Genomic DNA, 20,099 nt, shown 5'->3' with positions numbered 1-20,099 from the left:
GCTGATGACCGACGTGCCTCCCGCGGCCTCTGTCGAGAAGTTCCGCGACTGGCGGTTCGGCCTGTTCGTCCACTGGGGCCTGTACTCGCTGCCGGCCCGGCACGAGTGGGTGAAGAACCGCGAACGGCTGACCGACGAGGACTACCAGCCGTACTTCGACCACTTCGAGCCGGACCTGTACGACCCGGCCAAGTGGGCCCGCGCCGCCCGCGAGGCCGGCATGAAGTACGCCGTACTCACGACCAAGCACCACGAGGGCTTCTGCCTGTGGGACTCCGAGGTGTCCGACTACACCGTCGCGCACACGGCCTGGGGTGCGGGCAAGGATCTGGTCAAGCAGTTCGTCGAGGCCTGCCGGGCCGAGGGCCTCGGGGTCGGGTTCTACCACTCGCTGATCGACTGGCACCACCCCGAGTTCCCGATCGACCTCGTGCACCCGCAGCGCGACGACGAGGAGGCGATCGCGAAGGCGGCCGGGCGGGACGTCCAGGTGTACGCCGACTACCTGCACGCACAGACCCGTGAGCTGCTGACCAACTACGGCCCGATCGACATCATGTGGTTCGACTTCTCCTACCCGGGCCGCAAGTACGACGACGGTCGCGACGGGCACGGCAAGGGCCGCGACGACTGGCGGTCCGAGGAACTGATGGCGATGGTCCGGGAGCTGCAGCCGGACATCCTGATCAACGACCGGCTGGACATCCCGGGTGACTTCGTGACGCCGGAGCAGTACCAGCCGGACGGGCCGATGGAGCGCGACGGCGTACCCGTGCTGTGGGAGGCGTGCCAGACGCTGAACGGCAGCTGGGGCTACGACCGGGACAACCTGGACTGGAAGTCACCCGAACTGCTGGTGAAGATGCTCGTCGACTCGGTCTCCAAGGACGGCAACCTGCTGCTGAACGTGGGGCCGACGGGTCGAGGTGAGTTCGACCCGCGGGCGCTGGCGACGCTGGCGTCGATCGGTGAGTGGATGCGGCTGCACGAGCGCTCGATCCGCGGCGCCCGGCCGGCCGAGTACACGCCGCCGGTGGACGCCCGCTACACGCAGAAAGGCAACCGGCTGTACCTGCACCTGTTCTCGTGGCCGATGGGGCACGTGCACCTGGCCGGCCTCGGCGGGAAGGTGAAGTACGCCCAGCTTCTGAACGACGCGTCCGAGATCCACCGCATCGAGAACGACCCGCACCAGCAGGCGCAGAACACCACCATGGGCGGCGTCTCGAGCGACGTACTCACCCTGAAGCTCCCGATCCAGAAGCCGAACGTCCTCGTCCCGGTGATCGAGCTGTTCCTGAGCTGAACTCATTTGATGGGCTGACCCACCCGGATCGGGGTTGGCCGCTGGTGGGTTGACGTCCGAGATGCAGGGTTTGCGACCGGGATACGGTTCGCAAACCCTGCATCTGGTGGGTCTACCCACGAGAGGCGCCGGGGCTGCAGGCGGCGGTCGGGCGGGCGGCGGTCGGGCGGGCGGGCGGCGGGTTAGGTGCTGGGGGTGGGGCGGCCGGGTTGTTCGCCGCCGCGGGCCTCGAGGTACGAGTTCTTCGGGACCATGACCTTGCGGCGGAACAGGCAGACGACGGTGCCGTCCTGCTTGTAGCCCTTGGTCTCGACGTAGACGACGCCGCGGTCGTCCTTGGACTTGGACTCCCACTTGTCCAGGACGAGCGTCTCGCCGTAGATCGTGTCGCCGTGGAAGGTCGGGGCGACGTGCCGCAGCGACTCGATCTCCAGGTTGGCGATCGCCTTGCCGCTCACGTCCGGGACCGACATCCCGAGCAAGATCGAGTAGATGTAGTTGCCGACCACAACGTTCTTCCCGAACTGGGTCGACCCCTCCGCGTAGTGCGTGTCCAGGTGCAGCGGATGGTGGTTCATGGTGAGCAGGCAGAACAGGTGGTCGTCGTACTCGGTGACCGTCTTACCGGGCCAGTGCTTGTAGATCGCACCGACCTCGAACTCCTCGTAGCTGCGCCCGAACTGCATCTCGGTTCCTCCTCGGCTCCTGGATTCCCCATGCTGCCGGTTCCGGGCGCATCCGGGCCGTGGCGTGGCTCTCACCGGCAGGAGAGATAGCTCACCCTCAGTCGACCGGACGCTGCTGAGCTTGGTGATCCGGCAGGAGCGGGTGGACCTCACCCTTCAGTGCGAGCTTGGCGAGGTGGTTGCGGGCCTCTTCGGCGAACTTGAAGTCGCACAGGACGTCGTACGTCGTCGCGACCACGGCCGTCCGCGAGGTGAAGTCACGTCGGCCGGCCGACTGCGCGTAGCCGAGGCCGCCGAACACCAGTCCGAAGAAGGCGCCCAGGACGACGCCGGTCAGCACCGCCGCGATCCAGTTGTTGGTGGTGAAGAGGCCCAGCAGCAGGCCGACGAACAGCCCGAACCAGGCGCCGCTGGCCAGGCCGGCGGTCAGCGCCCGGCCCCAGGTCAGCCGGCCGGTGATCTTCTCGACCTGGCGGAGGTTGTTGCCGACGATGGTCGTGTGCTCGACCGGGAACTTCTCGTCCGAGAGATAGTCGACAGCTCGCTGTGCCTCCCGGTAGGTGTCGTACGTCCCGATCGTCAGGCCGGTCGGCCTGGGGTCCATCGAGGGCATGCCCTGGGTGGTCATCGTCGTTCCTCTCCACGTGCTTCCACCCCCATCATTGCCGACGGCTGGTTACCGCGTCTTGATAGCCTCGCCGGTGATGGCCGGGCGACGATGGGACATGGGCGCGACACGCCGCGTGGGACGAGTGTTCGCCCGGCGCGGCGGCGGTGCCGGACGCCCGCCGGACGACGTGGTCACCGGCAAGCTCGAGGGCGCCCTGGTCGACTGGGGGCTGTACCGCGACGGCGTCCGCGACACCCGGGTCAACTCCTACACCGAGGCGCTGGTCCGGGCGCAGCGCGGGCAGGGGTTCGTGTGGATCGGCCTGTTCCAGCCGACCGACCACCAGCTCGCCATCATCGGTGCCGAGTTCGGTCTGCACCCTCTGGCGCTGGAGGACGCGTCCGAGGCGCACCAGCGCCCCAAGCTGGAGCGGTACGGCGAGACGCTGTTCGCAGTGTTCAAGACGGTCACGTATGTCCCGCACGGCGACCTGACCGCGACCAGCGAGGTGGTCGCGACGGGTGAGGTCATGGTGTTCTGCGGACCCGGCTTCGTCGTCACGGTCCGGCACGGTGAACACAGTGAGCTGGCCGGGCTCCGGCAGGAGCTGGAGCGGGAGCCGCAACGGCTCGCCACCGGTCCGGGCGCCGTACTGCATGCCATCGCGGACCACGTCGTGGACCGGTACCTCGAGGTCGCGGACGCCGTACAGGCCGATATCGACCTGATCGAGACGTCCATGTTCACGCCGCGTGGCTGGCGGAACATCGACCGGGTCTACCAGCTGAAACGTGAGGTCCTGGAGCTCAAACGGGCCGTGGCGCCGCTGACGGGTCCGATGCGGGCGCTGGCCACGCTGCGGCACCCGCTGATCGCCGACGAGACCAAGAACTACTTCCGCGACGTCGACGACCATCTGCAGCGGGTGAAGGAGCAGGTGATCTCGTTCGACGAGCTGCTCAGCTCGATCCTGCAGGCCGGGCTGGCCCAGGTCCAGGTGGCCGAGAACGAGGACATGCGGCGGATCTCGGCCTGGGTGGCGATCCTCGCGGTGCCGACGATGATCGCCGGGATCTACGGCATGAATTTCGATTACATGCCGGAACTGCGGATGAAGTACGCGTACTTCGTCGTACTCGGAGTGATGGTGACCGCGTGCACCGTCCTTTACCGGTTGTTCAAGCGGAACCACTGGCTCTGAGCCCTTGGCAACCTTTTGCCATGGCCGGGACTACTCCCGGATTGGAATGTTCAAACGGTTGTCGCCGGATCCGCTGCCTTGATTGAATTCCCGAATCGCATTCGGTCAGGAATTGATTACTTTCCGCGACCGATAAGGACGGGAGGGGATCGCGGTGCTTCGTATTCATTTCACGCCGCGCGACCTGACCCGGGTCACCGTCGCTACTACGCCGGCACCGCTCTGGGAGGTGCTGCTGAGCCTGCACATGCTGCAGCACTCGGAAGGCCGGCTGATCTTCGAGGACTGGCGGCGCCACGTGCGGGCCACGGTCGCACCGGACCAGATGCGGCTGCTGCTCGAGCTGACGCCGCCGAAGGGCTACTCCCCCGACTTCCTCACCCCGGCTGAGCCCGCACCGGACTTCGACACCGCCCTGGAGCAGGCGCTGGCGACACCGCGGCAGCAGATCCGCAGCCAGCTCGACCTGCTCGCGCAGTCCCGGCCGGCCTCCCCTTGGACACGGGAGCTGGCCCAAGGCGGCCGTTCGTCGATGGAGAAGCTCGGACGGGCCATCCGGACGTACCACGACGCGGCGATCGCGCCGTACTGGAAGTCGATCGGGACGCACGTGTCCGCCGACCACGCCCATCGAGGGGAGGCGCTGGCCCGGCACGGTGTGGACCGATTGCAGTCGTCGCTGCATCCGCGGGTCCGGTGGGTCGCACCGGTGCTGCAGGTGCTGGACATGAACGACCGAGATCTGTATCTCGATGGCAGGGGAATCGAGTTGCAGCCTTCGGCGTTCTGCTGGCAGGTACCGACCAAGCTGCGGGACCCGGACCTCAAACCGATCCTGGTGTACCCGATCCAGCATGCGCCCGGGATCCTGCGGCAGGCGCCGATGGAGCAGCCGCCGTCGAGTGACCCGCTGGGTTCCCTGCTCGGGTCCACACGGGCCGCCGCGCTGCAGGCGACCGTCAGCGGCTGTACGACGACGGAGCTGGCGAGACTCTGCCGGATCTCCCCGGCCGCCGCGAGCCACCAGGCGACGGTACTGCGGGAGGCGGGCCTGATCACCACCCGCCGGGACGGCGCGTCGGTGCGCCACGAGATCACCCAACTGGGCATCTGGCTGCTCTCCGGCCACGGCTCCGGCCGTTCCCGGGCGCCGACGCCACCCTGAGCCCCTGCCCCGCCGCGCGCTGGGCCGACCGGCACCGCCCCGCCTGTCGACCCAGCACGCCGGGCTCTCAGACACCCTCTTAGAGCTTGTAGTCCTCCAGGAGACGCCGGCCGATGATCATCCGCTGGATGTCGGCCGTACCCTCGCCGATCAGCAGCATCGGGGCCTCGCGGTAGAGGCGTTCGATCTCGTACTCCTTGGAGAACCCGTAGCCGCCGTGGATGCGGAACGAGTCCTCGACGACCTGGGCGCAGTACTCGCTGGCCAGGTACTTCGCGACACCGGCCTCGAAATCGTTGCGGGAGCCGCTGTCCTTCTTGCGGGCCGCCTTCACCATCAGCTCGTGCGCGGCCTCCACCTTGACCGCCATGTCGGCGAGCCGGAACAGCACCGCCTGGTGCTCGGCGATCTTCTTGCCGAACGTCTCGCGCTGCTGCGCGTACGAGATGCCGAGCTCGAACGCCCGCCGCGCCACGCCGCAGCCGCGCGCGGCCACGTTCACGCGGCCGACCTCGACGCCGTCCATCATCTGGTAGAAACCCTTGCCCGGTACGCCGCCGAGGATCTGGCCGGCGTCGATCTGGTAGCCGTCGAACACCAGCTCCGTGGTGTCGACGCCCTTGTAGCCCATCTTCTCGATCTTGCCGGGGATCGTCAGGCCCTTGTCGACCTCGCCGAACCCGGGCTCCTTCTCGACCAGGAACGTGGTCATGTTCTTGTAGACCGAGTCCTGACCTTCGTCGGTCTTCACCAGTACGGCGACCAGGTTCGACGACCCGCCGTTGGTCAGCCACATCTTCTGGCCGTTGACGACGTACCCGTCGCCCTCGCGAGTGGCCTTGGTCTTGATCGCGGCGACATCGGATCCACAGCCCGGCTCGGACATCGAGAACGCGCCGCGGACCTCGCCGGTCGCCATCCGCGGCAGGTACTTCCGCTTCTGCTCGTCGGTGCCGTGCTGGAGCAGCATGTACGCGACGATGAAGTGCGTGTTGATGATCCCGGACACGCTCATCCAGCCGCGGGCGATCTCCTCGACGCACAGCGCGTAGGTGAGCAGCGATTCGCCGAGGCCGCCGTACTCCTCGGGGATCATCAGGCCGAACAGGCCGAGTTCCTTGAGCCCTTCGACGATCGCGAGAGGGTACTCGTCGCGGTGCTCGAGCTCGGTCGCGACCGGGAGGATCTCGGCCTCGACGAAGGCCCGGACCGTCTTCAGGATCTCTTCCTGGATGTCGGTCAGCCCCTCGGTCTGCTGCAACCTGCTCATCTGCGTCTCCTTCGCGCCGGCTTACCCGCGAGTATCGCGGTTCTCAGCATCCCGGTACGAGGGTGACACCCGCTGTGACACCGGCCACCTGTCGGAGGTCGCGTGCCTCACTCGTCGTCGTGGTCGGGGCGCGGGAGTGACTGGGAGATCGTGAAGAACAGCGAGGCGATCTGCTGGGTCGGCTGCCAGCGGTGGCGTTGCTGTGCCTCGACCAGCCGCTGCCGCGCCTCGTAGAAGTGCTTCGCCGCGGACTCGGTGTCACCGTGGTCGAGAGCCTGAGCAGCCTGGTCCAGGTCGCTCGCAGCCTCCCGCGGCGCCCTACTACGCGAGCCCTCCTGCGTCGCACGAACCTGTGCGGCCAGAGAGCGCATCCGCTGCACCAGGACCGCCTGCGGGTTCTGCGTGGGCTTCTGAGTCTGCTTCTGGGTCGGCTTCTTCGTCGGGGTCGTCTTGGTGGGCGTAGGGGTCGGCTTGGGCTTCGGTGTGGTCTTGGGCGCCGCTGTGGCCTTCTGCACCGGAGCAGACGGCGTGCCGCCGGCCTGCGCGGGCGGGTCGTTCGACACGCCCGCCCGGAGCATGAGGGCGGCCACCACACCTGCCACAACCACCGCAGCAGCCACACCCGCCTTGGCCAACGGGAATCCACTGCGGGTGGCTCGATGCGCCGGTTCGTCGGAGTCCTGCTCCCACTTGCCAACACCGAGCACCTCGCCGGCGTCCGCAGGTGGGGTGAAGGCCAGTACCTGGGTCTGGTTGGCCGGTGCGAGCAGTGCGGCCACCTCTTGCTCCGACGACGGGCGGTCCGCCGGGTCCTTGGCCAGCAGGTGCGTCACGAGGTTCGACAGCTCAGCCGGTACGTCGGCACGCGTCACAGGCGGAGGCGGTACGTCGAGATGCTGCCGCATGACCACGTCGACGGTCGGCCCGGTGAACGGCGGCGTACCGGTCAGGAGCTCGTGCAGGACGCAGCCGAACGAGTACCAGTCGCTGGCGGCGGTCGCGGGCTCGCCACGGACCTGTTCCGGCGACACGTACGACGCCGTACCGAGGAGGACGCCCAGTCCGGTCGTCTCGGCGCCGGCGCTCTTGGCGATACCGAAGTCGGTCATCTTGAGCGTGCCGTCGGGAGCGAGCAGCAGGTTGCCCGGCTTCACGTCGCGGTGCACGATCCCGGCCGCGTGCGCCGCGTCCAGTGCGCGGGCGCCCTGCCGGGCGATGTCCTCGACGAGTGCGGCGGTCGGGAGTCCCGACGTACGCATCAGCTGGGCCAGATCGGGGCCTGGGACGAGTTCCATCACCAGGAACACGTGGTCGCCTTCGGTGCCCACGTCGTACGTCGCGACGACGTTCGGATGCGTCAATCGAGCGGCTGATTGAGCCTCGGCGCGAAACCTCTGGACCGCGTCCATGGGGTCGCCTTCGAGGCTGCGCAGCAGTTTCACCGCGACCTGACGGGCCAGGACCGTGTCCTGTGCCTGCCACACCTCACCCGCACCGCCCCTGCCCAGCAGGGTCAGCAACCGGTACCGACCTGCCAGTACCTCGCCGTTCACACATACACCTTCCGCAGCGGACCGCAACACCTTAGGCGGGAAGCTCCGGATCTTCGAGTCCACGAGGGAAACCTTCAGAAAGCTCTGCAGAGAGCGAGCGAAGTACTACGGTGTGCTGATGAAGCGATCACTCACCGCCCTGATCGCGGCCGTTCTGGTCGCGACAACGCTTTCCACGACCTCCGCCTCCGCCGCACCGGCCGCGAAACCGGTGGCGAAGTGCGAGTTCACGCCGACGCCGGAGAACCCGGCGGCCAAGCCAGTCCGGATCCCGTCGCCGGTCGCCCGCGCGAAGGGCACGGTCGACGTGTACTTCGTCACCAATTACGGACCGTTCGTGGTCCGGATGGACCGCGCCAACGCGCCCTGCGGCGTCCACAACTTCGTGCACCTGGTGAAGAGCCGGTTCTACGACGCCACGCAGTGCTTCCGGCTGACGAACTCGTCCCGGCTCGGGGTCCTGCAGTGCGGTGACATCTACCGCCAGGAGGAGGGCGGGCCGGGGTACAAGTTCCCCGACGAGGTCACCGGGCAGGAGACCTACCCGCGCGGCACCGTTGCCTACGGCAACCAGGGCCCGGGTACCAACGGGTCGGAGTTCTTCGTCGTGCACTCGTTCGCCAACATCGCCCCGAACTACACGGTCCTCGGCCACGTGATCGCCGGCATGTCCACCTTCGACCGGATGGTCGCGGCCGGGATCGCCGACCCCGACCAGGACGGCCCGCCGGTCAAGCCGATCCGCATCTACAAGGTCTGGGCCCGCTGAGGGGGAGGGTAATTCGGGCGGTACGCCGCTAGCTTGAGGGTGTGGGTACACGCGGACGGCCCCGGCATCCCGACGTACTGACACCCGCCGAGTGGCAGGTGGTGCACGCGGTGCGGCACGGGATGTCGAACCGGGAGATCGCGCGCCGGCGTGGAGTCAGCGTCGACGCGGTGAAGTTCCACGTCGCCAACGCGCTGATGAAGCTCGGCCTGAACCGCCGGGCCGAGCTTCGCAGCTGGCGCGGTGTGCCCGTCGACAGTGCTCTTCGAGGAGGCCAGGACATGAGCGTGCAACTCGGCGCGATCGGGCAGATCGCGCGCCCGTGCAATGACATCGAGAAGGCGGTCGAGTTCTACCGCGACGTACTCGGACTCCCCCACCTGTACACGTTCGGCGACCTGGCGTTCTTCGACTGCGGCGGGACCCGCCTGTTCCTCAGCGCCAACGACGCCCCACCCGGCGAGCCGTCCTGCCTGTACTTCCGCGTCGACGACATCAACACGGCGTACGACGAACTCCGGGAGCGCGGCGTGCAGTTCGAGGGCGCCCCGCACCTCATCCACAAACACGACAACGGCACCGAAGAATGGATGGCCTTCTTCCCCGACCCCGACGGCCACCTCCTCGCGATCATGGCCCAGGCGGGTTAGGGCCTAGTCGGCCGGGGGTTGCCAGATGTCGGTGCGGGTGAGGCCGGCGGCGCGGCCCTTGGCGGAGATGACCAGGGCCATTTTGCGGCTGGCTTCGTCGATCATCTCGTCGCCGAGCATGACCGCGCCGCGGCCGCCGCCGGCTGCGGAGGTGTAGTGGTCGTAGGCGTCGAGGATGTTCTCGGCGTGGTCGTAGTCGTCCTGGCGGGGTGAGTAGACCTCGTTCGCGGCGGCGATCTGGTCGGGGTGCAGGACCCACTTGCCGTCGAAGCCGAGCGCGGCCGAGCGGCCCGCGACGCGGCGGAAGCCGTCGACGTCCTTGATCTGCAGGTACGGGCCGTCGATGGCCTGCTTGCCGTGCGCGCGGGCGGCCATCAGGATCTGCATCAGGATGTAGTGGTAGGCGTCGCCGACGTCGTACCCGGGCGGCTGCTCGCCGACCACCAGCGACTTCATGTTGATCGACGCCATGAAGTCCGCCGGGCCGAAGATGATCGTCTCCACCCGCGGCGACGCGGTCGCGATCGCGTTCACGTTGGTCAGGCCGAGCGCGTTCTCGATCTGCGCCTCGATCCCGATCCGGCCCGGCTCGTAGCCGTGCACCTTCTCCAACTGGGTGAGCAGCAGGTCGAGCGCGACCACCTGTTCGGCGGTCTGCACCTTCGGCAGCATGATGCAGTCCAGGTTCGCGCCGGCGCCGCCGACGACCTCGATCACATCGGCGTACGTCCACTCGGTGGTCCAGTCGTTCACCCGGACGACGCGCAGCTTGGTACCCCAGCCGCCCTCGTTGAGCGCGGCGACGATGTTCTTGCGGGCATCCGGCTTCGCGATCGGCGCAACCGAGTCCTCGAGGTCCAGGAACACCTGGTCCGCGTCCAGCCCCTTCGCCTTGGTCAGGAACCGCGGGTTCGATCCCGGGGTGGCCAGGCACGACCGCCTGCTGCGCAAAACCTGTTCCGCCATCGGGGGACCTCCACTCGGTTACTCGCCGGTCACCGGCAGCGTACGGCGTCTACCGTCGCCGCTCCGGTGACCCGGCTCACTTCCCTCCCGAGTGTGTCCCGATTCACCACTTTGAGAAGCCACCAATCATTTCGACGCCCGAAAAATGATCGGTGGCTTCTCAAAGTTGGGCGTCAGCGGGCGGTGAGACCGTACGCGCGGGTGATGGTCTGCTTGATCGTGTTGCCCGCGGCGTCCACGCCCTCCGTGCGCAGGCTGACTGCTTTGGCGCTCCTCGGGTGCTTCAGTACGGCGGTGTACTCGCTCCGACCCGACTTCGTCGTCCGCACCGACTGCCACGTGGCCCCGTCGTCGTAGCTGACCGACAGCTTCAGACTGGTCAGCTCCGGGTCGCTCCCGAGATACGAGTGGTGGTAGCCGCTGATGGTGATCCTGTTGTCGCGTCCGGCGGGCAGGGTGTTGTTCAGGCGCAGTCCGAGGTCGTAGCCCAAGTACAGCTGGCTGTTGGCCGCGCAGCTGCCCTTGTCCTGTCCTAGTCGGGTGATCGTGTCCCAGGTCCCGCAGTGCACGCCGTACCCCTTCGGCGGCCGGTACGGGAAGCCGTCCGTGGGCTTGGCCGTGGTGAACGTCCACTCCGACGCGACGGTCCGCGACCACTTCTGCAGCTTGTACGGCGCGGGGTACGTCTCGGTCATCCGGTACCGGCCCGGTGCGTCGGGCAGAACGAAGTACGGCACGCCGATGACCGCGATGAAGAACACCCAGAAGCCCTGCTCGACAGGGATCTCCTGGCCGTCCGGTCCCCAGAGCTTGATCTGCGTCTGCGGCTCGCCGCGCAGGATCTCGGGGATGTAGTACGTCTGCGTGCCCGCGGCCAGGCCGTCGCTGCTCTGGGTGTGCCAGGGCATGAAGATGTTGCCGCTGCGGCACGCCTGACACAGCTGCCAGGTGTAGTCGTTGTCCTCGGGCGTCACGGTCCGCAGCGCCGAGTGCACCAGCGGCTGCTCGCCGTACGTGTCAGTACGTCGACCCGGCCGCGTGAGCACGTCGCCGCGGCTCTGCACCCATCCGGAGCGGTGGAACGGCTCCATGTCGGCGGGTGCGTCGTACGTCAGCCCGGCGCCTCGATTGCGTCGTACGTCGTCCTGGATCGGGCCGACGTACTCGGTGAGTGTGCCCGGCCCGCGCATCGTCAGCTTCACACTGCCCAGGCTGCGGCCGTACTTCTTCGCAGCATTCCAGCTGAGCGCGACCGTGCCGGGCGCGTCGCCGTGGTAGCTGCTGTCGAAGCGGTACACGTCGCGTGCGCTGACTGTCTTCTGCGTCAGGGGCACTCGTCCCTCGACGGGGTAGGACATCGCGTAGACGTACGGCATCGCCGCCTTGCCTCGTACAGTCACCACTCGCGGCAGGTGGGCCCGTAGCGCCTGCCCTTGCGCCGCAGGGATCGTCAGCACCGGGATCGGTACGGCGACATCGTCGACCGGAACCGCCCGGCCGCGTGCGCCGTACAGGAGCACACCAGCCGCGCCGGCCTGGTGCGCGGCCTGAGCTCTCGCCAGTACACCGGATTTGCAGGACCACGCGGCGGCAGGGCAGAGGTCGGATACGTCTAGCAGCACGACCGCACCGCGCGCCGGCGTACCGAACACGAGCGGGAGCACCTTTGTACCGTCGAAGCGTGGGTCCTCTGCTTCGAGACTCACGTACTTCGCGTCGAGGGTCCTGCCACCGGCATACATCGTTACTGGTGGTGTGGTGAGCAGCCGGTCGTCACGCCACAGGAACTGACCAACCGTGACCTGCTGCGTTGGCGTGACCCACAGACCCCACTCCTGCTTGTACAGCGAGGAGGCACTGACCCGGAGCGTCCACATGCCAGATGCTGACGTCTGAGCCCACCCGACCTGGGTGTCAACCGGCACGGAAGCCAGTGGGGTCCGCGTACTCACCCTGCTCGCAGTGCTCGCGTCCAGTACGACGTTCTGGTCGGAGCGCACGTCGACCTGTGGACTGGTCAGCAGCGTGACCTGAGGGTTGCCGGCCGCGTCACGCCAGTTGATGGACGTTTGGACGCTGTACGTGCCCTCGTCGAGCGTGCCGCTGATGTTCTGCGCTCCCCCGGCGTACCCGACGTTGTTGGTGATGTCGAGGTCGTTCTGGTCGTCGGTGCGCAGGAAGTACCAGGTGTTGTACTGCACGTCGGTCGCACCGGCCGGGAGCTTGATGGACCCGGTCAGCTTGTGCCGCGCCGCGTGCGTGTACGCCGCTACGGCGTTACGCAGCTCGGTCTGGCCATTCGTAGCGACGATCGAACCCTGGTACCAGGTGCCCGGACCACTGGGGTCGAACGTCGCTGTGACCGGTGCGGACCCGTTGGCGGGAACCGTGACCGTGGCAGGCACCTGCAACGCGTTCGGCGGCGCCGTACCTTCGGTCGCCTTGATGGACGCGGTCAACTGCAGCGTGACGGGCTCAGCGGTCGTGTTGACGTACGTGATGGTCTTCGTGGCCGGTACGTCGTACGGCTCCGGGAGGATGCCGAAGTCCAGGTTGCCCGTGCTGTAGACGTCTTGTGTGACAGCACGTGCGACGTCGACGCGACCGGAGCCGACCTGGTACGCCGTACCGTTGATCTGCTTGCTGCTGCTGATCAGATGGCTCTTGAGCTGCTCACCCGTCCAATCGGGGTGCTGCTGCGCCAGCAAAGCCGCCGCGCCGGCGACATGCGGTGTGGCCATGGACGTGCCGCTGAGGCTCGTGTACTTGTCGCCGACGAGTGGGCCGAGCGACGTACCTGCTGCGCGAGCGGCCACGATCGAAACACCCGGCGCGGAGATGTCCGGCTTGAGGCCGTAGTCGACTCGTCGCGGCCCCTGGCTGGAGAACGAGGCCCGCTGGTCCTGCTTGTCGACCGCCGCGACAGTCAGCGCCGCGTCCGCGACCCCTGGCGCACCGACCGTGCCGGCCGCGGTGTCGTTGCCCGCCGCGATCACGAACAGGGTGTGGTACTGCGCAGTCAGGTCGTTCACGGCCTGACTCATCGGGTCCGTGCCGTCGGTGCAGCAACCGCCGAGACTCATGCTGATCACGTCGGCCCCCTGCGAGGCCGCCCACTGCATGCCCGCGATGATGCCGGATTCGAAACCACCACCGCTGTTGTCGAGCACCTTCCCGACCATCAGTGTGGCGTCCGGCGCTACGCCCTTGTACCTCCCACCGGACGCGGCGCCGGAACCGACGATGGTGTCGGCCACATGGGTGCCATGGCCGTGCTTGTCGGTGGCATCCAGCCCAGGTACGAAGCTCACTGCCTCGGTGACCTTCCCGGCGAGGTCGGGATGGGTCTGGTCGATCCCGGTGTCGAGTACGGCGACCTTGACGCCCTTGCCGGTGTAGCCGGCCTGCCACGCCGACGGTGCACCGATCTGCGGCACGCTGACGTCCAGACTCGCCTGCACCTTGCCGTCGAGCCAGACACTCGCCACACCGTCCAGCGTGCGAGCCGTCGGGGTGTCGACGGCCGCCCAGAAGCCACGCACCTGCGACTTGCCGAGTGTGACGGCCTCCGAACGAATGCTGGGCAATGCCTTGACGCGACGTGTGCCGGGCAGTGCGGACGTGCTGCTGCTCTGGAGGATCAAGGGCAGCGTCGTGCTCTTGCTGTCGGTGTAGCCGTACTTCGTCAGGTAGGCCACGTCGAACAGCCGCCGGTCGAGGCGGCCTGTTCTGATCAGCTCGGACGCGTCGGACGGGTAGACGTAGTACTGGTCGCCTTGGTGCAGTTCGGTGAAGACGACCGGGCGGCCGTTCTCCCGTGGCGCCGGGGTGACGTCGGCGTCGAGCGGCGTACCGTCCGCGGTGAACCGGTACGTGACCTGGTCGCCGGTGATCAGCGTGACCTGCTCGCTCCCGGCCGGCTCAGCCACCTGCTGTGCGGCCGGCGGAGCAGGCGGCGTGTCAGCAGCCCTCGCGGTCGTAGAACCGAGCAGGAGTGCGAGAGCCGACAGCACGGCGACGGGGGCGCGCCATCCGATCCTGGGGCCTCCCGGCCTGGACTGAGGAGCGGAGGGAGCGAAGCGACCGGAGCGACGAGGGAAGGCCGGGAGTAACAGCCCCAGGATCCGCTGCGCCGGAGGCGCAGCATTCAGCACAGTCATGTTGGCGAGGCTGTCAGGGGTGCGACATGTCCGGAAGCGGTCTGGCTGTGCAGTTCCCGCCAATGGCGGAAACCGGAGATGATCGGTCAGTGCTCGAGTCACTCGGTCTGAACCGCGAGGAGCAGGCCCTGTACGAGGAACTCGTCTCCTGCCCTCCGGTCCGCGCAACAGAGCTGGCCGGGTCCCGTGCGCTGGCCAAGCTGGTCGACCTCGATCTCGTCACCCTGGTCAGCACAGATCCCCCGAGGTACGTCGTACTGCCGCCGGACACCGCCCTGGACGTGCTGGCCCGACGGCGCGAGCGGGAGCTGGCGGATGCCCGTCGGAAGATGGTGGAGCTGACAGTGCGGTTCCACGGGAGTACGGCGCGACGCGAGCCGGCCGACCTGGTCGAAGTGCTCCATGGTGACCAGGAGATCGCGCAGACCATGAGCAGGTTGTTGCTGGGCGCACGGAACGAGGTGTGCGGCTGGGACGCGCCGCCGTACCGCGACGACCCGAACCAGGTGAACCAGCTGGAGATCGACCAGCTGAAGCGCGGTGTGTCGTTCCGCGTGATCTATGACCGTCGCGGTTCGGTGGACCGGCCGGGGCGGCTGGCCGCGCTGATCCAGGGCATCGCGGACGGCGAGCAGGCCCGGGTCGGCGACGTACCGATGAAGCTGATCGTCACCGATGCGCCGATGGCCTTCGTCCCGTTCGACGTCCACGCGACGCGTCATGAGACCGCGCTGCTGGTCCACGACCCGGTGATGGTGGAGGGTCTGGCCGCGTTGTTCGAGCTGTACTGGCGCAAGGCCGTCCCGTTGGCGACGTACGACCCGCAGCCGCCGGCTACCGACCGTCCGACGGCGGCCGAACGCGATCTGCTCGCTCTGCTGATGTCCGGCTTCACCGACAACGAGATGGCGGTGCATCTGGGCTGGAGCGAGCGGACCGTCCGCAAACACATCGACGGGATGCGGCACCGCCTCAACGCTGACACCCGCTTCGAAGCGGGCTACCAGGCCGTACTGCGGGGCTGGCTGGGACACCGTGGGTGACCTGACGGCGCTGGGCCTGTCCCCGGACGAGGAGGCGACCTACAGCGCTCTCGTGGCGTCTGGCCCCGCGGACAACGAGCAGAACGCCGTACTGACCGGCCTGATCGCCAAGGGCCTCGTCAGCCGCGTGGGCGAGCGTTACGTGGCTGTGGCGCCGGATATCGCGTTGGAGGTGCTGCTGCTGGAGCAGGAGCGCCTGCTGCGTGACGCACGCGCACACATCGACGACCTGTCAGCGGCGTACCGCAATCACACCGGGACTCCGACCGCGACACTGGTCGAGCTGGTGACAGGTGGTGGGGCTGTCCGGCAGCGGATCGACCAGGTGCAGGCAGCGGCCCGTACCGAGCTGCGTCGACTCGTGAAGGCGCCGTACGGCGATCCGCCGGTGCAGCGGGCCGAGTGCAGGACGGTGTACGAGCACGGCGTACTCGATGCGCATGGCAACGAGACCGCACGAGTGCTGCCGGCGCTGCCGATCCACCTGTATCTGGCTGATGATCGGCTCGCACTGGTTCTGCTGAGCGAGGAGTCCGCCGTGCTGGTGCAGCCATGCGGGCTGTTCGATGCGTACGTCGAGCTGTTCGAGGCGTTGTGGGAAGGGGCGCTGCCGGTGAAGGCCGACGGCACCCTCGTCAAGCTCCTCCTCGCAGGTCTGACCGACCAGGCCATTGCCCGGCAGCTGGGGGTCAGCGAACGCACGGCACAACGGAAGATCGCTGCACTGATGCAAGAGCTCGGCGCGCGGACCCGGTTTCAGGCTGGCGCTCAAGCTGCGATCAAAGGTCAATAATGTGCCTGTGAGCACCGAGGAGATCGCTGGCGTCATGAAGAAGGCCGGACTCGTTTGGCTGGCGTGGGACGGCCGGCGACCGGTGCCGGCGTGGTTCTCCACGGTCGAGGGGCAGTACGTCGTCCTGGCCGACTCAGCCGACGGTGCGGAGCAGCCGCTGCCCGGACTCGTAGCAGCGGCCGCGGTCGAGGTCGTCGTACCGGCCAAGCCGGCCACGAACCGGCTTGCGAGCTGGAAGGCGACGGTGCGGCGGCTGGACCCCGGAAGCGAGGAGTGGACAGCAGCCGCGCAGGTACTCCGCAGCGAGCGGCTGAACGCAGCCGAGCTGGACACTCAGCTGGAGCGGTGGAGCACGGAGGCGGACATCCTCGTGCTGGAGCCCACCGGTGAGATCAGCGAGTCGGCCGGGCGGTACGACGCGACACCGCGGACCGAGGCCCCGGTACCGACCCGGGCCACGACCCGCGGCAAGGCACCGATCACACTGCATCGCCCAGTGCGCCGCCGCCCCAAGCTGAGCTAGCCAGGGTTCCGCCGAGACTCAGGTTCGACGGGTTAGCCTTCGACCATGAGTGGATCTCCGTCGCGGGTATACGTCGCCCGGTTGGCGGGTCTGCCGGTGTACGACCCCAACGGGGACCAGGTCGGCAAGGTCCGGGACGTCGTGGCCATGATGCGCCAGGGCGACCAGCCGCCCCGCGTGCTCGGCCTGGTCGTCGAGGTGTTCACCCGGCGCAAGATCTTCCTGCCGATGACCCGGGTGACCTCGGTCGACGTCGGCCACGTCATCACGACCGGCCTGCTCAACATGCGGCGCTTCGAGCAGCGCACGACCGAGGTACTCGTCCTGGGCGAACTGCTCGACCGCACCGTCACGATCGCCGACACCGGCGCCACCGCGGTGGTGTTCGACATGGCGATGGAGCAGTGGCGGACCCGGGACTGGTTGCTGACCAAGGTGGCGGTCCGGGAGGGCTCCAAACGGTTCCGGCGCCGCGGACAGACCCATGTGCTCGACTGGACCGACGTCAGCGGGTTCACCCAGGTCGAGGAGGGGCAGGGCGCGACCCACATCCTCGCCGCGTTCGAGTCGATGCGTGCCGCGGACCTGGCCGGCGTACTGCATGACCTGTCTCCCAAGCGGCGCAAGGAGATCGCCGTCGCGCTGGACGACGAGCGGCTGGCCGACGTCCTCGAGGAGTTGCCTGAGGACATCCAGGTCGAGATCCTCGCCGGTCTGGACACCGAGCGGGCCGCGGACGTGCTGGAAGAGATGTCCCCGGACGACGCCGCTGACCTGATCGCTGAGCTGCCTACCGAGACAGCCGAGCGTCTGCTGACGCTCATGGAGCCCGAGGAAGCCGAAGACGTACGCCGGTTGCTGACCTACGAGGAGCACACCGCCGGCGGTCTGATGACGTCGGAGCCGGTCATCCTGCCCGTGGACGCCACCGTGGCCGAGGCACTCGCCCGCGTACGCAACGCGGACCTGAGCCCGGCACTGGCCGCGATGATCTACGTGTGCCGGCCGCCGCTGGAAACGCCGACCGGACGGTTCATCGGGATCGGCCACATCCAGCGGCTGCTGCGCGAGCCGCCCTCCGAACTGGTGTCCGCCGTCCTTGACACCGACCTGGACGGGCTGCGGCCGGACGACAGCCTGCAGACGGTCAGCAAGTACCTCGCGACGTACAACCTGGTCGCAGCGCCGGTGCTCGACGACGAGGGCCGGCTGATCGGCGCGGTGACCGTGGACGACGTCCTCGACCACCTGCTCCCCGACGACTGGCGAGAACACGACCATGCCGAACCGGGCGACCAGGAGGTAGACCACGATGGCTCGTGACGACCGCCTGTCCACGGACGAGCGCCGGCTCTTCCGCGGTACGACGACACGGCTCGACGTACCGCGCGACTGGCGACGGACCTTCGTCCCGCGAGCGGCGTACGACGCCGACGCATTCGGGCGGCTGTCCGAACGGATCGCCCGCTTCCTCGGCACCGGACGGTTCCTGGTCTACATGACCGCGACCATCCTGTTCTGGGTCGGCTGGAACATCTTCGCGCCGGAGAGCGTGCGGTTCGACCAGTACCCGTTCATCTTCCTCACACTGGCACTCAGCCTGCAGGCGTCGTACGCCGCTCCGCTGATCCTGCTCGCCCAGAACCGGCAGGAGGCCCGCGACCGGGTGCAGTACGAACGCGACCGGGACGTCGACGCGCGGACCCGGGCCGACATGGAGTTCCTGGCCCGCGAGGTGGCGGCGCTGCGGATGGCGGTCGGCGAGGTCGCCACCCGCGACTTCCTGCGCTCCGAGCTCCGCTCCCTGCTCGCCGACCTCGACACACGCGAGGACGACCGGGTTTGAACGCGAGCTACCCTCGCTATCAGGTGAGGAAGGACGTGGGATGAAGACTCGATTCGCGCCTGATCGCGGGCTGTCCAGCCGGATGGTGATCACCAGTTTCCTGCTCGGCCTGCTGTACGTCGGCTTCGTGGCGCTGCTGATCGCACTGACCCGGAGCGCGGTGCTCGCGGTGCTGATCGCCGGCGGCATGCTCTTCGCGCAGTACTGGTTCTCCGACCGGATCGCGCTCTACGCGATGCACGGCCGGATCGTCACCCCCGAGGAGGCACCGGAGCTGCACGGCGCGATCGACCGGCTGTGCGCGCTCGCCGACATGCCGAAACCGCGGGTCGCGATCGCCGACGTCGACCTGCCGAACGCGTTCGCGACCGGCCGCAACCCGAAGAACGCCGTCGTGTGCGTGACCACCGGCATCATGCGCCGCCTGGACCGCGACGAGCTCGAGGGCGTGCTGTCGCACGAGCTCTCGCACGTCGCGCACCGGGACGTCGCCGTGATGACGATCGCGTCCTTCCTCGGCGTACTCGCCGGCCTGATCACCCGCTTCGGCCTGTACGGCGGCCTCGGGCGGAACCGCGACCAGAACGCGGCGGTGATCATGCTGACGATCATCGGGGTGTCCATCGCCGTGTACGCGATCTCGTTCCTGCTGACCCGGGCCCTGTCGCGGTACCGCGAACTGGCCGCGGACCGGGCCGGAGCGATGCTGACCGGCAGACCCTCGACGCTGGCATCGGCATTGACGAAGATCAGCGGGGACATCGCACAGATACCGTCCCGCGACCTGCGCCAGGCGCAGGCGTTCAACGCATTCTTCTTCGCGCCGGCGATCACCGGCAAGAGTCTGTCGTCGCTGTTCTCCACGCACCCGTCGCTCGAGACACGCCTCGACCGCCTCGGTACGCTCTCCCGCGAGCTGGGCGAGCAAGCTTAGACACATGGGCCTCCTCGACATCCTGCTCGGGCGCAGCAAGGCTGTGCCGCCGAATCTCGATCAGCTGTTCTCGCTTCCGTCGGCCGCGATCACCTTGGAGACCGCGGCCGGCTTCCGCCCGACGGGCAGTGGCTCGGTCTGTTTCAAGGCGGCCGAGGGCGGTGGGTTCACCGCATTGCGCGAGGAGGTCGACAAGCTGCTCGCGCTGGACAACGGCAAGTTCACCAGTACGACGGACTCGTACGGCTTCACCTGGCTGGTCCGGCAGACGGCCCCGGACGACCTGGAGACCCTGGTCACCGACCTGCACGCGGTCAACACGTCGCTCGTCGACGCCGGCTACGGCAACGCCCTGCTCTGCACCCTCGTCGCCTTCACCAACGGCAGCCAGTCCGTGGGCCTCGTCTACCTCTACAAACGCGGCTCCTGGTACCCGTTCGTTCCCGTCGGCACGGACCGCCGCGACAACGCCCAGGAGCTCCAGATCAAGTCCGTCGTGGGCGCCGACCTGAACTTCGAACCGGACCTCTCCCGCTGGTTCCCCATCTACGGCGCCCCCGGCCTCTGAGGTTAGGTTCACCTTCCCGGGCCTACGTCACACGGACTGCGGTCGGGGCGTGCCGG

18 protein-coding genes are annotated in these 20,099 nt (G+C 68.0%); 12 read left to right on the top strand and 6 right to left on the bottom strand.

Annotated elements, in window-relative coordinates; translation table 11 throughout:
• Positions 1-4 precede the first annotated feature (4 nt).
• Complete coding sequence (locus E0H92_RS11480) at positions 5-1,306, top strand: alpha-L-fucosidase (RefSeq protein WP_131467354.1); 1,302 nt, start codon at positions 5-7, stop codon at positions 1,304-1,306.
• Positions 1,307-1,488: 182 nt separating this feature from the next.
• Here the strand turns inward: E0H92_RS11480 and E0H92_RS11475 are convergent, their stop codons facing one another.
• On the bottom strand, positions 1,489-1,992 hold the full coding sequence (locus E0H92_RS11475) for a MaoC family dehydratase (RefSeq protein WP_131467353.1): 504 nt from the start codon (positions 1,990-1,992) through the stop codon (positions 1,489-1,491).
• A gap of 97 nt (positions 1,993-2,089) precedes the next feature.
• Entirely contained in the window at positions 2,090-2,620 is a 531-nt protein-coding gene (locus tag E0H92_RS11470) for a YflT domain-containing protein (RefSeq protein ID WP_131467352.1), read from the bottom strand.
• A gap of 76 nt (positions 2,621-2,696) precedes the next feature.
• Here E0H92_RS11470 and E0H92_RS11465 point away from each other — a divergent pair, with 76 nt between their 5' ends.
• Together E0H92_RS11465 and E0H92_RS11460 are read left to right on the top strand one after the other, a co-directional pair.
• Positions 2,697-3,803 (top strand): magnesium and cobalt transport protein CorA, encoded by a 1,107-nt coding sequence (locus E0H92_RS11465; RefSeq protein WP_238173379.1) that lies wholly within the window; start codon positions 2,697-2,699, stop codon positions 3,801-3,803.
• Between the two features lie 154 nt (positions 3,804-3,957).
• A complete protein-coding gene (locus E0H92_RS11460) occupies positions 3,958-4,968 on the top strand; it encodes an ArsR/SmtB family transcription factor (RefSeq protein WP_131496187.1) in 1,011 nt (336 codons plus the stop codon).
• A gap of 79 nt (positions 4,969-5,047) precedes the next feature.
• Here E0H92_RS11460 and E0H92_RS11455 read toward each other — a convergent pair whose 3' ends face one another.
• Together E0H92_RS11455 and E0H92_RS11450 are read right to left on the bottom strand one after the other, a co-directional pair.
• On the bottom strand, positions 5,048-6,238 hold the full coding sequence (locus E0H92_RS11455) for an acyl-CoA dehydrogenase family protein (RefSeq protein ID WP_131496186.1): 1,191 nt from the start codon (positions 6,236-6,238) through the stop codon (positions 5,048-5,050).
• Between the two features lie 107 nt (positions 6,239-6,345).
• Positions 6,346-7,791 (bottom strand): serine/threonine-protein kinase, encoded by a 1,446-nt coding sequence (locus tag E0H92_RS11450; RefSeq protein WP_131496185.1) that lies wholly within the window; start codon positions 7,789-7,791, stop codon positions 6,346-6,348.
• Between the two features lie 118 nt (positions 7,792-7,909).
• On the opposite strand from E0H92_RS11450, the gene E0H92_RS11445 reads away from it, so the two are divergent.
• Complete coding sequence (locus E0H92_RS11445) at positions 7,910-8,560, top strand: peptidylprolyl isomerase (RefSeq protein ID WP_131496184.1); 651 nt, start codon at positions 7,910-7,912, stop codon at positions 8,558-8,560.
• Between the two features lie 41 nt (positions 8,561-8,601).
• The gene (locus E0H92_RS11440) at positions 8,602-9,210 is read left to right on the top strand and encodes a VOC family protein (protein WP_131467347.1); all 609 of its coding nucleotides are present in this window, start codon (positions 8,602-8,604) and stop codon (positions 9,208-9,210) included.
• A 3-nt stretch (positions 9,211-9,213) separates the two neighbouring features.
• Here the strand turns inward: E0H92_RS11440 and E0H92_RS11435 are convergent, their stop codons facing one another.
• Together E0H92_RS11435 and E0H92_RS11430 are read right to left on the bottom strand one after the other, a co-directional pair.
• Positions 9,214-10,176 carry an HpcH/HpaI aldolase/citrate lyase family protein gene (locus tag E0H92_RS11435; RefSeq protein ID WP_131467346.1) on the bottom strand — a complete coding sequence of 321 codons (963 nt, stop codon included), beginning with the start codon at positions 10,174-10,176 and terminating at the stop codon, positions 9,214-9,216.
• Between the two features lie 173 nt (positions 10,177-10,349).
• Positions 10,350-14,105, bottom strand: a complete 3,756-nt coding sequence (locus tag E0H92_RS11430; protein WP_165549748.1) for a S8 family peptidase — start codon at positions 14,103-14,105, stop codon at positions 10,350-10,352.
• Between the two features lie 320 nt (positions 14,106-14,425).
• On the opposite strand from E0H92_RS11430, the gene E0H92_RS11425 reads away from it, so the two are divergent.
• From E0H92_RS11425 to pspAB, 7 genes are read left to right on the top strand one after another with little or no spacing between them, the layout of a single operon-like run.
• The gene (locus E0H92_RS11425; protein ID WP_165549747.1) at positions 14,426-15,379 is read left to right on the top strand and encodes a helix-turn-helix transcriptional regulator; all 954 of its coding nucleotides are present in this window, start codon (positions 14,426-14,428) and stop codon (positions 15,377-15,379) included.
• Complete coding sequence (locus E0H92_RS11420; RefSeq protein WP_165549746.1) at positions 15,372-16,172, top strand: helix-turn-helix transcriptional regulator; 801 nt, start codon at positions 15,372-15,374, stop codon at positions 16,170-16,172. The genes E0H92_RS11425 and E0H92_RS11420 overlap by 8 nt, the downstream gene beginning before the upstream one ends.
• 7 nt (positions 16,173-16,179) lie before the next feature.
• Positions 16,180-16,695 carry a hypothetical protein gene (locus tag E0H92_RS11415; protein ID WP_238173378.1) on the top strand — a complete coding sequence of 172 codons (516 nt, stop codon included), beginning with the start codon at positions 16,180-16,182 and terminating at the stop codon, positions 16,693-16,695.
• Positions 16,696-16,740: 45 nt separating this feature from the next.
• Positions 16,741-18,018, top strand: a complete 1,278-nt coding sequence (locus E0H92_RS11410) for a magnesium transporter MgtE N-terminal domain-containing protein (protein WP_131496180.1) — start codon at positions 16,741-16,743, stop codon at positions 18,016-18,018.
• Positions 18,008-18,541, top strand: coding sequence for a DUF1003 domain-containing protein (locus tag E0H92_RS11405; RefSeq protein ID WP_131496179.1), 534 nt, complete (start codon positions 18,008-18,010; stop codon positions 18,539-18,541). The genes E0H92_RS11410 and E0H92_RS11405 overlap by 11 nt, the downstream gene beginning before the upstream one ends.
• 40 nt (positions 18,542-18,581) lie before the next feature.
• A complete protein-coding gene (gene htpX, locus E0H92_RS11400) occupies positions 18,582-19,475 on the top strand; it encodes a zinc metalloprotease HtpX (protein WP_131496178.1) in 894 nt (297 codons plus the stop codon).
• 4 nt (positions 19,476-19,479) lie between these two features.
• On the top strand, positions 19,480-20,043 hold the full coding sequence (gene pspAB / locus E0H92_RS11395) for a PspA-associated protein PspAB (protein WP_131496177.1): 564 nt from the start codon (positions 19,480-19,482) through the stop codon (positions 20,041-20,043).
• Positions 20,044-20,099 lie beyond the last annotated feature (56 nt).

The sequence above is a fragment of the Kribbella speibonae genome, from assembly GCF_004331375.1.
GTDB classification, from domain to species: domain Bacteria; phylum Actinomycetota; class Actinomycetes; order Propionibacteriales; family Kribbellaceae; genus Kribbella; species Kribbella sindirgiensis.
Note: the sequence above shows the minus strand (reverse complement) of the source record. Positions and strands in the feature narration are given on the sequence as shown.